Genomic DNA, 15,118 nt, shown 5'->3' with positions numbered 1-15,118 from the left:
ACTTATTATAACTATTGGACTTTCTTTTCATAAACCTGAATATTCAATTCAGATTTCAGTTGATCCATGTAGCTTTCGAGCGTTGTTTTAATATCATAGATATCAATTTTCTCTTTCTTTAGCAAATCTTCTTTTAGCTTGTTATAATCCTCTGTGCCCTTTTCCTCTTTTACAGCCTTGGTTATTTCATCCTTTTTGTCCTCAAAGCTGGCTTCTCCGGCATCATTTTTATCATAAACATAGATAATGTGGTAGCCATACTCTGTTTTTACAGGTTTGCTGACACTGTTTTTATCCATTCCAAAGGCTGCGTCTGAGAATTCGCTAACCATCTTTTCTTTATTGAAAGCACCCAAATCCGTTGCTTCTTTCACTTTTTCATTGGATTTGTATTCATTCATAATTTTTTCAAAATCTTCTTTTGTCTTTACATCTTTTGCTTTATCGTAAATTTCATTTGCCAGAGCTTCATCCTCTGTCAGAATATGCTCTGCTGAAACGGTACTTTCATCATAAGAATCCTTATGGTCTTTATAATATTTCCGCAAATCCGTGTCATTGACTTTGATATCTTCTGTCACTTTTGCCTGAATAGCCTGACCCGCAGCAGTTCCTTTGGCATCTTCTTTTTGGTATTCGTCGTATTTTTCCTTTGTGAGGAAGTAGTTTTCAAGATATTGATTCAGCTCATCATCTGTCTGAAACATCATTTTCTGGATGGACTGTTTTGTCTGAAGCGCATTGTCAATCTCTTCCTGCTTTATTTCAATATTATTATCTTCACAGTACTTAATCAGTGCTTTATTTTGAGCAATTGAATTAAAAATCGATTCATTTGTTTCTTTTACACTCTCATCGTCTGTCTGAAGTCCCTGCCCGCCAGAATAGTAAGACGTTATTTCCTCGTTAATGTAATAATAATTGTAAATTCCGCGTTTGATTTCTTCATCGTTGATTTTTCCAACGACCTGATCCAGTTCCTCCTCCGGATGCTCTTTCAGATAATCCATATGCTTGGAATAGCACTCACTGGCATAGCTGTTATCAACCATGAAGGTTTTCATAAATTGTGTAAAAGAATCATTATTGGTGTTATATTTAGACAAGGTACTGTCATATTTATTCCCTGCCGATGTTTTTAAACTGTCCAGCGCTGTTTGAGCCTGACTTTCAGCAGCAGCCTCATCAATTGTAATATTGTCCTTTTTTGCCTGAGCAGTCATAGCTCCAACCTGGACCAGGCTATCCAGCAAATCTTTCTTGAATTCGGTCAGCTTAGACCCTGTTGGCATCGAATTCCCATTAGCCGTGTAATACAGGTCATAATAAGCCATATAGTTGTTAAAAGACTCTTTTGTCATTGACTGTCCGTCAATCTCTGCTATAACCTGCTGGTTATCCTTTTCTGGATTGACAGAAACCAATGAACAACCGGTTGTCAGTGTTGTAACCCCCAGCGTAACCGCTAAAGCCAATACGACTCCCCTGATCTTATTTTTATGCATTTTGCTCTCCTTAAAAATTGTGATTTTTATATTTTAACATATTTTATCTTAATGACATCTTAATTATTTCAAATCCTCAAAAAATGAAATAATTTCTTTTAAAATATCTTTATCTCTGACTGATGACAGGTTAAAACTCCAGCACGCTTCATTGGCTTTTCCTGCTTTAAATTTCACTTTATATTTACGTATTAATTCCGGCATTTTTTCTGCATCCGGGACAAGGACTTCCTTTTTTTCACTAAAGGTCAGATAAATAAACTGCCCCTTCTGTTTGATCTCTTTGACTCCGATGGTTGAAGCCATGTTTTTAATCATAGCAATAGACATCAGATTATAAACACCATTTGGTATATCCCCAAATCGGTCAAGGAGTTCTTCTTCAAAATCATCATAATCCTCAATCGTCTTAATAAATGTAAGTTTTTTATAGATGTCATATTTCAGCTCTTCGCTGCTGATATAGCGTTCGGGAATATAGCCGTCTATGTCCAAATTGATACGAATTGGCTCTTCAGTTTCTACTTCTACGCCGTCCATCCGTTTACTGATGGCTTCTTCCAAAATACGACAATACAACTCATAACCTATTTTAAATAAATGCCCCGACTGCTCTGCCCCCAGAATATTACCGGCTCCGCGAATTTCAAGATCGCGCATGGCTACCTTGAATCCCGATCCAAAGGCCGTAAAATCTTTAATGGCTTTTAAACGCTTTTGTGCAATTTCAGTCAAGATTTCTTTTTTGTGTGTAACGTAAGTATAGGCCTGAACATCCGATCTTCCAACACGCCCTCTCAGCTGGTAAAGCTGTGAAAGGCCGAAATGATCGCCCTCGTCTATGATCATGGTATTGGCGTTTTTAACATCTAATCCAGACTCAACAATGGTCGTTGTCACCAGAATATCAAAATCATGATTTAAAAAATCAACCATAATATCCTCCAGCTCACTGCCGCTCATCCGTCCATGCGCCACAACAATTCTCGCGTCTGGTACAAGGCTTTGCACGTCAATGGCAACCTCATGGATATCATGAACACGGTTGTGAACATAATAAACCTGTCCTCCACGGCCAAGCTCGCGATTGATAGCGTCCTGGATAATCAGCGGGTTATAAGCCATAACGTAAGTTTGAACCGGCCGTCTTCCTTCTGGAGGCTCTTCAATGACACTCATATCACGTACACCAGTCATCGACATATGTAACGTACGCGGGATCGGAGTTGCGCTTAAGGTCAAAACGTCAACATTCTGCTTTAACTGTTTTATTTTTTCTTTAGACCGTACCCCAAAGCGCTGCTCCTCATCGATAATAAGCAGCCCAAGGTCTTTAAAATGAACATCCTGGGATAACAGGCGGTGTGTGCCGATAATCATGTCCAGCTTGCCAAGCGCCAAATCTCCCAAAATTTTCTTTTGCTGTCCAGAGGTTCTGAAACGGCTAATCACCTCTACACTGATAGGATATTTCCGAAACCTCTCTAAAACTGTATTGTAGTGCTGCTGTGCCAAAATCGTTGTCGGAACCAGCATTGCCACTTGTTTTCCTTCCATGACAGCTTTGAACGCCGCCCGTAAGGCTACCTCAGTCTTTCCATACCCAACATCACCACATAAAAGGCGGTCCATCGGGATTTCCGATTCCATATCCGCCTTGATCTCTTCCACGCAGCGCAGCTGATCCTCTGTTTCAACATAAGGGAAATCATCCTCAAACTCTTTTTGCCAGGAAGTATCCGGACTAAAGGCGTACCCCTTCATCGAACGTCTTTTGGCATACAAAGCGATGAGCTCATCGGCCATATCCTCGACTGCTTTTTGAGCTTTATTTTTAGCCTTCTGCCAATCGGGATTTCCCATCTGGTTAACCTTTGGCTTTTTATCGCCGCCCGTACCAATATAAACCTGAACGGAATCCATCTGCTCTACTGGAATATAAAGCTTGGCATCTCCGGCATACTCGATCACCATCAGGTCTTTGGTTACATTGTCGATCGTCAGCTGTTCAATTCCCCGGTATATCCCAATACCATGCACATCGTGAACAACATAATCTCCTACATGTAACTCGGCAAAAGAATCAATCTTTCTTCCCTTGTGTTTTTTCTTTCTCTGCGAGGTGCGTTTTTCTTTGAATATCTCAGACTCATTAATGTAGACAACTTTTTCATCTTCCATTTCAAAGCCTTCGGAAATTTCGCCGACAGAAAGCTGTATACCTGGCCCTTCATTCTCAACAAAATTAAAGACCTCCTGGTCGACCAGATATTGCTTGACCGTTTCACGGGTCTTCTCGGTTCTACAGCAGATATGAATCCGGTATCCTAAGGTAAGCCGGCGGTTTAAAAAGTCTAAAAATAACGGAAACTGGCCTGCAAAGCTTTCAAGATCGCGGGAATTCATATCCAGATTCATTCCTTTTTTTGCTCTGCTGTTAAAAAGATATTCTTTAATGGCCGGACAGCCTTCCAGGCTTTTTTCAATATGGTGGAATGTAAAAAACTTGTTTTTTTCCTCAGGCAGAATGTATCCTTGTGTTATAAGCGACTCATAATCCAGCCATGTTTTTTTGATAAAAATATCATAGGTTTCCTTGATCCGCGTATATTCATCCCAGATAACAATGTTTTTCCCCACATAATCCATAAAGGAGTCGTTTTCCTTAACAAAGGTAAACAAGGTTTCGTCATATTGGGCGCCTTCCTGCTCCAGCTTTTCAACAAGCTCCATATAAAGCTCGTTTCCATCATATTTTTTATGGATCATCTTAAAAATTCTCTGCCGTTCTTCCTCAGACAAAACGATTTCTTTTGCAGGGGCTATCCGAACATTTTCTATCTGATCATATGAGAGTTGGCTGTCAACATCAAAAAGACGCATTGAGTCCACTTCATCATCAAAAAACTCAATACGGACAGCCTCTTCGGAGGTTACGTTATAGATATCTAAAATTCCGCCACGCACTGCAAACTGTCCCTTCGACTCTACCTGATAAACTCTCTCATACCCCAAATTCACAAGCCTTACGACCAATGCTTCCAGATCAAAGGTATCACCGTTATTAATTGAGAAAAACAACGCCTCCATCGCTACCCTGGGAACCATCTTCTTCAAAATGCTGTCGATTGATGCTACAATGATATACTTTTTCTCCGAAAATAGCTTTTCAATCACGGTCATACGCTGATGGGCAATATCCTGGCTGTGGGCATCCGAAAAATAATCATGAACCGGCTCCAGGGGATAATACAACACATCCGTATCTCTGAACTTTCTCAGAATTTCAGCCTTTTTTTGAGCATCTCTATCAGAATGGGTGATAAACAAAATATTCGTATCAAAATGTTCGTAGGTCAAAAGCGTTAAAAAACCTTTTAGACCCGTCTTGACATTTGAGAGATTAACCCCTATGGATTCTTCAATGGCTTCAAATATTTTTTCAATTTTAGGCGTTCCTTTTAAGTCATTAAACAGTCGATCCATTTCCTCTCCTTATACAGCACTAGCCCGGATCAAATGACCCGGGCTTTGCACTTATTTATTTTACTGATTCTGAACCTCAGAATCTTTTTTTTCCGCTTTCTCAGCTTTTTCTCTCCGGTTTAAACGGTTCATAGCAAAATCGACATCCTCATTTATATAGAAGTCAACCGCTTCTGCCACTTTTTTCACTGCTTCACGCATTACTTCCGTTTCATCCGGTGTAAACTTACTGAGAACATAGTTTGCCAAATCCCACTGAGGCGGCTTTTTCCCAATTCCTATCCGAATTCTTGGAAAATTTTGATCTTGAAGCTGATAGATAATCGAACGCATACCATTATGCGTTCCCGCACTTCCCTTTTTCCGTATTCTTATTTTGCCCGGATCAAGGTCAATATCATCATAAATGACCAGTGTATTTTCCAGCGGTATATCATAGTAGGATACCAGTTCCTGCACACAGAGACCACTATTGTTCATGTAGGTCATTGGTTTAACCAACATTACTTTTTCGCCATTCTCAAAATAAACGCCTGTTAATCCTTCGTGCTCATCCTTTGTGATCTGAATATTTTTCTGGCCTGCAATATAATCAACCGCCTCGAATCCAATATTATGGCGCGTTAAAGCATACTCTCTGCCTGGATTGCCGAGCCCTATAATCAAATACATGAAAGTCTATACATATCTTTCCGAAAATAATTTACTGAGAGAACGGCCAAAATGAACGTAATCAATGGCACGGCCAAATAAAGTTCCGGTAGAAAGAATTTTAATTTTATCAATCCGTTTTTCTTCTGGAACCACAAGAGTGTCCAAAGTAATCAGCTCTTCAATGGCTGAATTCTGGATTCTGTCGATGGCTGGACCAGAGAAAACACCGTGGGTACAGGCCGCCCGTACTGATTTTGCACCCAGCTTCATCAAAGCATCAGCACCTGTGGTAATGGTTCCAGCCGTGTCGATCATATCGTCAATCAAGATGCAATTCTTCCCTTCAACATTACCAATGACGTTCATGACTTCAGTGACATTTGGTCTTGGACGCTGCTTATCAATAATTGCAAAAGGACATTCCAGCGTTCTTGCTAATTTTCTGGAACGCTTAACACTGCCTGCATCAGGCGATACAACTACCATGTCATCCAGACGAAGATTTTTAAAATACTCTGCGATTAATCCGCCGCCTGATAAATGATCTAAAGGAATGTCAAAGAATCCCTGAATTTGATTAGAATGAAGATCCATGGTAATAACGCGGTCTGCACCGGCCGTTGTAATCAAATTTGCGACCAGCTTAGCTGTAATCGGATCTCTGGATTTTGCCTTACGATCCTGTCTTGCATAACCATAATAAGGAATAACTGCGTTGATGCGGCCTGCTGAAGCTCTGCGCATCGCATCAATGATAATCAACAGCTCCATCAAGTTGTCATTACAAGGATTCCCTGTTGACTGGATAACGTAAACATCTGCTCCACGAACAGATTCAAATACATTAAGACCAATTTCTCCATCACTGAAATGAAGAATATCGGCATTACACAGCTGTACTTCTAAATAGTCTGCGATATCCTCAGCTAATTTTCTGTTGGAATTACCTGCAATGATCTTAATTCCGCCAAATTTTCCATCCATCTTTTTTTGCACCTCATATTTTATTTAAATTTAATTATTTACTGATTTTTTTAATTTGTTTCATCTGAAGGGCATACCCTTCTTTATTGACCTGACGCGCACGTGCAACAGCTAAAGTATCTTCCGGCACATCATCGGTAATGGTCGAGCCCGCCGCTACATAAGAACCTTCTTTTACCGTTACTGGCGAAACCAGATTGCTGTTGCAGCCGATAAAACAATTATCTTCAACGACCGTGCGATACTTATTGGTACCATCATAGTTTACAAAAACAGTTCCGCAGCCTAAATTAACATTTTTTCCAACCTCAGCATCACCAATGTAGGTTAAATGTGATGCCTTTGCACCATCCTTCATAACAGAATTCTTAACCTCGACAAAATCGCCAACCTTGACATTTTTTCCAATATGGCTGTTAGGACGTAAATAAGCGTAAGGGCCCACATGTGTATTCTCATCGACAAAGCTGTCTAATATAGTTGAAATCTGAATGTCTACACCGTCTGCAATGGTGGAATTTACAATACGGCTGTTGTGGCCGATAATACAGTTTTCACCGATGACTACCCTGCCTTCTGTGATAACACCAGGATAAACAACGGTGTCTTTCCCAACCTTTGTCTCTACACTCAAATAGGTGTTTTCAGGATCAATGATGATCGCACCCGCTTCCATCAAAGAAGTATTAATTCGACAGCGCATGATTTTTCCAATTTCAGCCAGCTGAACCTTTGAATTAACAGCTGCTATATCATCCACATCCGGAGTAGGATAAGAACCTACCTTTTTACCCATTCCCCTTAAAATTTCAATGGTATCGGTCAGATAGTATTCACCCTGAACATTATCTGAATTAATGGCCTGCAACGCGGCCTTTAATGCCTGTGCATCAAAACAATACATTCCAGAATTAATTTCTTTTATATTGCGTTCTTCCTCGGTCGCATCCTTGTGCTCTACAATTTTAATCAGTTCGTCACCTTTTTTGACGATTCTTCCATAACCTGTTGGATCGTCGAAAACAGCGGTTAACACTGTCGCTGAAAAACCGCCATCTTCATGTGCTTTTACAAGCTCTTCCAATGTTTCTTTGCGGACCAGAGGCGCGTCACCAACTAAAACAAGCACGTTGCCCTTAAGATTTTCAAAAAACGGCAGTGCCTGAAGAACGGCATGTCCTGTGCCAAGCTGTTCCTTTTGCTCGATCGCCGTTAGATTCTTGGGAAGAGCAGCCTTAACAATATCTGCTTTATACCCAACAATTACGGCAATGTCATCTGCGCCAGCGGCTTCACTGGCAGAAATGACATAATTCAGCATTGCTTTTCCGCCGACTTCGTGGAGCACCTTTGGTTTTTCAGAAACCATCCGCGTCCCATGACCGGCAGCCAAAATCACTGTTTTGGTTGATTTCATTTTTTATTCTCCAATATTCCAGTATAAAACCTGAATTTTATATTAACATTCATATAAAGGGACTCTTTACCATGAAAAATAATACCCTTTATCGTGATAAATGTCTACAGCTAATTTACTTTTGTAAACGTCAAAAGAGGGAACCATGTTCCCTCCTCTCAATTTAATGCTTTTCTATTTGTACTAAAATGATTATAGAACCCCTTATTCTTCTGAATCATCTTCAAAATCTACTTCAAGATCAATTTCTTCGGGCTCAGTCTCTTCGGCTTTTTCCAAAACTGCTTTTTCATAGGCTTCCAAAACGATTCCTTGCATTTCCTTTCGGGTACTGGAGGTGATCGGGTGACAGATGTCTTTAAAATCTCCGTCCGGTGTTTTTCTACTAGGCATTGCAATGAAATAACCATTCTGTCCTTCGATTACTTTAATATCATGCACGACAAATTCATCGTCAAATGTAACCGACACGATTCCTCTCATTTTCCCTGTTGGATAAATTTTTCTTACTCTTACGTCTGTAATTACCATAATGTAAGCCTCCCCTTCGATTGTAGTAAATAAAATCACATCTTACTATACCTTTACATTATAGTACCATATTTCAGACAAAATTAAAACAAAAACTTACCCGATTATTTTGTATTCTATCACCATTTTATGGACATTATTTCACGGTCAACTCTACAAGCGTTTTTTCTTTGTCATTTAACGAGGTACGCATGCGCAGCAGTGGCAAATAATTATCTACAAGCTTTTCATTTGGTTCTTCTGTCACAAATATAACACAAGGCCCAATAATTACAGCGCCAACTTCCTCCATTAAATTCATCATTCCCTTAGCAGTTCCCCCGCCTTTCATAAAGTCGTCAATAATTAAGACTTTTTTGCCTTCGAGGTTTATTCGCCGGCTCAGATACATCGTATTAATTTTATTCGTCGAGCCAGAGACATAGTTCATACTCGTCGTAGTGCCCTCTGTCACTTTGTTTGACCTTCTGATAACCGTCATGGGAACATTTAGAAACCGCGCACTCTCAAGAGCTACCGGAATCCCCTTCGTTTCCGTCGTTACAACATACTCTACGCCCTGCTCCAGATATTTCCCTGCGATAATTTTTCCAAGGCGCTGTGCGTAATAAGGGCTGGAGAGGATATCGCTGTAATAGAGAAATCCTCCCTGAATTTTACGTTCAGGCTCCATGAGCCTTTCGGCTATCTCTAAAAGGATTGCTCTTTCCTCCTCATCTGACATGACAGGAAGATATTTAACGCCGCCCGCTGCGCCTGATACTGTTTCAATTTTCCCCATTTTCATCACTTCCACCGCACTTTTCACAATCGCAACGTCTTCACAAACGCTTGTTTTAGATGCTTCAAAAAGCTGGCTGAAATAATTATAGGTCAAAACCCTATTGGGATTGTCTGTCAATATTTTTGTAATTGCACAAACACGTTCATTCTTTTTCATTTATTCACCTATAAAATCCGAACATTTTTTAGTCTATTTATAATTTTATTCATATTTTAAAAAAGTGCAAGTCTTTTTCGACTTTCCTTAATAAAATTCCTTAATGGTGGGACTTTATCTTAATAAATAGCTGTGATATAATTCTTATAGTCCATGAGAACTATAAGGAGCAAACAAATTGAAAGAAATATTAAAAAAGAAATTCAATCGTCCAATTGAAAAGATATTTTTCATCGGTATCGGGGGCAGCAGCATGAGCGGACTGGCAGGGATGGCCCTGGACCAGGGCTTCAAAGTGGAAGGCTCCGATATGATTGAGTCCTCCTATACCGGAAAGCTGAAAGACCGCGATGTCAAAATCCATATCGGACATGATTACAACAATATCCCGGAAGATACGGATATGGTCGTCTACTCAGCAGCAATTCACGAAGATAACCCCGATATGGTTCGCGCCAAAGATCTTGGCTTACCAATAGTCGAACGTTCGGATTATCTCGGACTACTGTCTCTTGCTTTTGATAAAACCATTGGCGTTGCTGGTACACACGGAAAAACAACGACCTCTTCCATGATCGCCGCCTTACTGCACTATGCTGATTTTGATCCGAGTGTCAGTATCGGCGGAAAGCTGCCTGAAATCGGCGGTAACGCCTGCCTGGGAGATAGTGACTACTTTGTTATTGAGTCCTGTGAATATGTCGATTCCTTTTTAAAAACATCCCATTATATTGGCATTATTACTAATATTGAAGAGGATCATCTTGATTATTTTACAGGTGGCCTCTCACAAATTAAGGAGTCCTTCCACAAATTTGGCGCGATTCTCCCACCTGATGGCCTCATGATCGCTTATGGCGATTCTCAAGATGTCTTGGACGCCGTAGAAAACCTCCGCTGTCCAGTCACTACTTATGGTTTTGAAGAAAAAAATGACTGGACTGCCCATAATATCCAATACGATGATATGGGAAATCCTTCCTTTGACGCATACCATCACAATGAATTTTATGGCCATTTTGACATGAAGATCCCCGGCGAACACAATGTATTAAACGCCTTATCCTGCATAGCATGCAGTGAATTTTTAAATATTGACGAGGCTACAGTCCAAAAAACCCTTGATAATTTTCACGGCGCTAAAAGACGCTTTGAATTTCGGGGAGAGGTAAACGGCATTAATATTTATGAAGATTATGCTCACCATCCAACTGAGTTGAAGGTTGTTATTGACGCTTGTCTCAATCATGCGCATAATAATTTGTGGGTTATTTTCCAGCCCCACACTTATTCAAGAACTTTTTATCTCTTCGATGAATTTGTAGATGCTTTTGCAAAAGCAGATTTTATTATTCTTAACGATATTTATTCTGACCGTGAGGGAAATGAATGGGATATTTATTCTGAAGATCTGGCGAAAAGAATTAAGGAAAAATATCATATTCCAACCATTGTTATGTCAGAATTTAACACAATTGTAAAATATCTGTCAGACAATCTCAAAGCTGATGATTTGGTCCTTGTCGCTGGTTCTCAGACCATCAACAAGGTTGCCTATATGCTGGTTGACGCACTAAAAGAAAAATATGAATAGATAATTCGAGAAAATGATACAAAAAATTGACAACTCATCCTTTGTAATTTTGTTTCATCTAGGATACAATGATACGGTTAACAAAGGAGGTGTTGAACATGCTTGAAACTTCGCTCGTCGCCAGTTTAGTGGCGTTTGTGGCAGGGCTCGGTATCCTTACCGTCCTATTTATCTGTCTTATACCAATCGCTCTATACATTTTCTCCAGCTTTGGGCTCTATACCATGGCTTTGAAAAAAAATATCGAGTATCCATGGTTAGCTTGGATTCCGATTATTAAACTCTTTATATTAGGCGAAATTATCGGTGAAAAAGTGACAATCAGCTCGCTTAAAATCCCTTATGCACAGGTGATTTTACCCATTGCGTCTATCTGCAGCGGCGCTTTGATTGCAATTCCTTTTTTCGGCTGGATTATTGGAATTGCAATCGCTGTATACAACTATGCCGCATACTACCGATTATATAAATTATATTATTCGGATTCTGCAGTACTGTTTCTCGTACTCAGTATCATTTTTCCTTTTATGCTTTCGATTTTTCCTTTCGTTATTCGTAACAGGGAACCTTATGAGTATAGCTTTTCTTAAAAAAATGTGAATATCTCAGTGGAAATCCTCTGGGTATTCACATTATTTTTTGCATTCATCTTTAAAATACATTACAATAAACTTAATACCTATTTAAAGGAGGTTCATCAATGGATTACTATTATGATTATTACGATTTCGGTGATTCTTTTTACAATTATGATGCCCTCGGTGCTTTTATTGGCATTATCATTGTAATCTGTCTCTGTATTATGATATTTGCATGTATTTTTGCCATTATTGCCTATATTTTTAAAGGGATAAGTCTCTATACACTTGCTAAAAAAAGAAATCTGCGCTATCCATGGATTGCCTGGATTCCCATGGCAAACCGGTATTTATTAGGCGCACTCATTAACGATCAAGTGTCTATCGGTTCACTTCATATCCCCTATGCTGCCATTATACTGCCGCTTTTATCCGGTGTGTCCACACTTTTAAGCAATACCGTAACACTGATTCCTTTTGTTGGGTGGATCTTTCTGTTTATTGCCGGTATTCTGATCGCTATCTATGAATACTCAGCTTATTACTGGCTTTACCGAATTTATAATCCCAAAAACGCAACACTTTATCTGGTACTGAGTATTATTTTTCCGGTTACCATTCCATTTTTCTGGTTTTCTTTGAGGGATAAAACTCCAGACTATACTGATATTCCAATGACAACACCCTGCGCTCAAAATCCCCGGGCTGTTTTGTCCTTTTGTCTCGGTATCCTCTCAATGCTTTCCAGCCTCGCCTGTGGTGGTTTTTGGATTGGTGTTTGTGCCATCATTTTCGGTATCCTATCTTATCAGGAAATAAAAAAGGAAAATGCCTCTGCTCTGTTCGCCATCCTTGGTATTATTTTTGGCGCGCTTGGCATCATTATGATCTTTCTACTTCCTGTAATTGGTCTGGCTGTTTTTCAAGGCCATAGCTTAATTAACCGGATTACCAACAGTCTGTATACCAATACCACCCATTACCCTTTTTTATAGCATGACAGGAGAATTAACATGAAAGAATATGGTTTAGTTCTTAGCGGCGGCGGAACAAAAGGTGCTTTTGAAATCGGAGTATGGCAGGCTCTCCGTGAAATGAAAATTGAGACCCCTTGTGTGATCGGAACCTCTGTAGGTGCATTAAACGCGGCGGTTATCGCCCAAAATGACTTTGACAAGGCGCTTGACTTCTGGTCAAATCTGACCATTAACCAAGTTCTCAACCTAAATACACATATGACCAATAAATATGTTGAGCAATGGTCCAAAACCAGTTTTGACTTTTTTAGATTATCTTTTTTAAATGATTTATTTCATGGCGGATTTGACACCACCCCTTTACGCGAAAACCTTCAAAAACTTATATCAGAAGACACAATTCGCAAATCTTCAATACGCCTTGGACTTGTAACCGTCCGTTTGAATACACTTTCCCCCATCAAATTGATGATTGAGGACATTCCTGAAGGGCAGCTGATTGATTATTTACTCGCCAGTGCTGCCTTCCCGGTTTTCCAGAAGCAGGAAATTGATGGCACCACCTATCTTGACGGCGGCTTTTATGATAATGTCCCCATAAATTTTATGGCCGAAAATGGCTATAATGATATTATTTCTGTTGAATTTCCAGCTCTTGGCGTTAAACAGAAAATAAAAAATAAAGATATCAACCTAAAGGTCATCAATAATTCTGAATATCTTGGTATGACGCTTGAATTTGATCAAAAAACAATCCTTAACAACATTACAATGGGACATCTCGACTGCTTAAAGACTTTTAAAGCCGCAAAAGGGAAATTTTATTACTTTGATATGAGCCGTCAGCGAAAGCTCTATGACCGGCTTGACCGCTTTATTGGAACACCTCTTCAAGATAAAATCTCCCGTGAAAAGGTAGCCCATCTGCTCAGTATCCCCGTCGATTCAGATAAACCGTCAATTTTAGCGGCCATTAGCGCCATCATTCGAAACACAAATTATCCTGAGGATGAGCCGCTTCTGATGGCATTGTTAGAAATTACAGGTAAATCACTGGGAGTAAAAAGGATGGAATATTACACAATGGATCAGTATCTGCCAGCCTTACTCAATGCTCTTAATGCGTTGACCAAAGCCAACCTGTCCTTGATCAAAAAAGAAAGCACCATTAAAGACGCTTTTAAAGACTGCCCCATCGACTATAAACCAACAACCATTCTTGATTTTATCACCTTCTATGTTTTATTTGTGGGCGCAAGACAGGATATGCCACTTTTCCGTTTAAATGCTCTCATAAAAAAATTCACTCCAGAGTTTGTACTCTCAATTTTGCTGTTAATTTATATCCATCAAATGATAAAAACGCCAACCTAAAAAACCTCTGCGCTGGATCGCGCAGAGGTTTTTTAATTGATCAAAAATCTCATCTGATATTCTTTACCGGAGGATACTATTCTCTCCTTAATAATATCATCCTCCTCCACCTTTCCAATGATTAAGGGGCTTTCGGGATGATGGTGTTTTTGATGATATAACAGCTTTTTTTTACTGTGGTTAGCATAACAATAAAGGCAACCATTACCGCAGGTATCATACATTCCTATATCAATGCTCTCCATACATCGGCATTCCGGCCTCTGTCCCGGATCCTTCCCCAGAGTTATGGGATATCCCTGTATCCGCTCAAAAATGGTCTTATCGATGCAGCAAGCCATTTTGACCCCTTCAGGTTTTTGTCTGTCTGTACATATTTCCAGATCAATATGGTATTTTTGAGCAATGTCTGCAAATTTATGAATCAAATCTATTTTCTCCGCATCTGTCTTGTCGGTTAGCCCAAGGCCACGCATGTTTTGTCTCGTATCCTCATAATAATCTAGAAAGCTTACAATACAACGTCGCGTATAACCACTCAGCCTCTTTGCCAGTTTTTCAAAATAGTAAAGATGATATGTAGCAGTATATTTGTCCGTAAAGACGATTGGATTATAACGCCAGATTACCCTGTCATTTCCCAATCGAATTGACAGTTTTTTAAATCCTGGAATTAAAATGTCATTTTTAGAAGGAATGTGCGGCTCAATATCTTTTCCATAAGGATTTAGCGTCCAATGAAAATAAAAAGGAAATGTCCCTAATCTGTTTAGTTTTGGAAGCATTGGAACAGCATTTTTAGTCCAGAAAACAATTCCGTCAACGACTTCAGGCGTCAGACTGATTTTTGAAATTAATCTGTAATTAAAAGGATTTCGAACATAAACATATTTCTCTTCAAGTCTTTTAAAGAACCACTCTGAGAAAAAAGCAGGAATATCTGTCCTACGGCTGGCACTGATAATCATAACATCCTCCTTCATACTTGGTTAATTCTTAATTTCGCTTAAATGGGTTATTCTTATTATCAACAGGATATAAAGTATAACAAGACGCTTATGCTCTCCGAATCAATTTT

12 protein-coding genes are annotated in these 15,118 nt (G+C 39.5%); 4 read left to right on the top strand and 8 right to left on the bottom strand.

Annotated features, from left to right (window positions below):
- Positions 1 to 11 precede the first annotated feature (11 nt).
- The 7 genes from B2M23_RS07465 to purR form a co-directional block, all read right to left on the bottom strand.
- Positions 12 to 1,505, bottom strand: coding sequence for a peptidyl-prolyl cis-trans isomerase (locus B2M23_RS07465; protein ID WP_038353033.1), 1,494 nt, complete (start codon positions 1,503 to 1,505; stop codon positions 12 to 14).
- Between the two features lie 63 nt (positions 1,506 to 1,568).
- Positions 1,569 to 4,991 carry a transcription-repair coupling factor gene (gene mfd, locus B2M23_RS07460; protein WP_038353034.1) on the bottom strand — a complete coding sequence of 1,141 codons (3,423 nt, stop codon included), beginning with the start codon at positions 4,989 to 4,991 and terminating at the stop codon, positions 1,569 to 1,571.
- Between the two features lie 60 nt (positions 4,992 to 5,051).
- Positions 5,052 to 5,663 (bottom strand): aminoacyl-tRNA hydrolase, encoded by a 612-nt coding sequence (pth, locus tag B2M23_RS07455; RefSeq protein WP_038353035.1) that lies wholly within the window; start codon positions 5,661 to 5,663, stop codon positions 5,052 to 5,054.
- A 6-nt stretch (positions 5,664 to 5,669) separates the two neighbouring features.
- The gene (locus tag B2M23_RS07450; RefSeq protein WP_013382056.1) at positions 5,670 to 6,629 is read right to left on the bottom strand and encodes a ribose-phosphate diphosphokinase; all 960 of its coding nucleotides are present in this window, start codon (positions 6,627 to 6,629) and stop codon (positions 5,670 to 5,672) included.
- 34 nt (positions 6,630 to 6,663) lie between these two features.
- Positions 6,664 to 8,046 carry a bifunctional UDP-N-acetylglucosamine diphosphorylase/glucosamine-1-phosphate N-acetyltransferase GlmU gene (gene glmU / locus B2M23_RS07445; RefSeq protein WP_038353036.1) on the bottom strand — a complete coding sequence of 461 codons (1,383 nt, stop codon included), beginning with the start codon at positions 8,044 to 8,046 and terminating at the stop codon, positions 6,664 to 6,666.
- A gap of 204 nt (positions 8,047 to 8,250) precedes the next feature.
- The gene (gene spoVG / locus B2M23_RS07440; RefSeq protein WP_013382058.1) at positions 8,251 to 8,577 is read right to left on the bottom strand and encodes a septation regulator SpoVG; all 327 of its coding nucleotides are present in this window, start codon (positions 8,575 to 8,577) and stop codon (positions 8,251 to 8,253) included.
- A gap of 136 nt (positions 8,578 to 8,713) precedes the next feature.
- Positions 8,714 to 9,517 carry a pur operon repressor gene (purR, locus tag B2M23_RS07435; RefSeq protein ID WP_038353037.1) on the bottom strand — a complete coding sequence of 268 codons (804 nt, stop codon included), beginning with the start codon at positions 9,515 to 9,517 and terminating at the stop codon, positions 8,714 to 8,716.
- Between the two features lie 178 nt (positions 9,518 to 9,695).
- Here purR and murC point away from each other — a divergent pair, with 178 nt between their 5' ends.
- The 4 genes from murC (at position 9,696) to B2M23_RS07415 (ending at position 14,040) form a co-directional block, all read left to right on the top strand.
- Entirely contained in the window at positions 9,696 to 11,111 is a 1,416-nt protein-coding gene (gene murC, locus B2M23_RS07430; protein WP_052237340.1) for a UDP-N-acetylmuramate--L-alanine ligase, read from the top strand.
- Between the two features lie 98 nt (positions 11,112 to 11,209).
- On the top strand, positions 11,210 to 11,701 hold the full coding sequence (locus B2M23_RS07425; protein ID WP_038353038.1) for a hypothetical protein: 492 nt from the start codon (positions 11,210 to 11,212) through the stop codon (positions 11,699 to 11,701).
- Between the two features lie 110 nt (positions 11,702 to 11,811).
- On the top strand, positions 11,812 to 12,684 hold the full coding sequence (locus B2M23_RS07420) for a DUF4190 domain-containing protein (RefSeq protein WP_038353039.1): 873 nt from the start codon (positions 11,812 to 11,814) through the stop codon (positions 12,682 to 12,684).
- Between the two features lie 18 nt (positions 12,685 to 12,702).
- Positions 12,703 to 14,040 carry a patatin-like phospholipase family protein gene (locus B2M23_RS07415; RefSeq protein ID WP_038353040.1) on the top strand — a complete coding sequence of 446 codons (1,338 nt, stop codon included), beginning with the start codon at positions 12,703 to 12,705 and terminating at the stop codon, positions 14,038 to 14,040.
- A 32-nt stretch (positions 14,041 to 14,072) separates the two neighbouring features.
- Here B2M23_RS07415 and B2M23_RS07410 read toward each other — a convergent pair whose 3' ends face one another.
- Positions 14,073 to 15,008, bottom strand: a complete 936-nt coding sequence (locus B2M23_RS07410; RefSeq protein ID WP_038353041.1) for a DUF1848 domain-containing protein — start codon at positions 15,006 to 15,008, stop codon at positions 14,073 to 14,075.
- Between the last annotated feature and the right edge of the window lie 110 nt (positions 15,009 to 15,118).

Origin of the sequence: Eubacterium limosum (assembly GCF_000807675.2) — a bacterium.
Taxonomy (GTDB): Bacteria; Bacillota; Clostridia; order Eubacteriales; family Eubacteriaceae; genus Eubacterium; species Eubacterium limosum.
The sequence above is the reverse complement of the archived record's forward strand: the minus strand, read 5'-3'. Positions and strand labels throughout refer to the sequence as shown.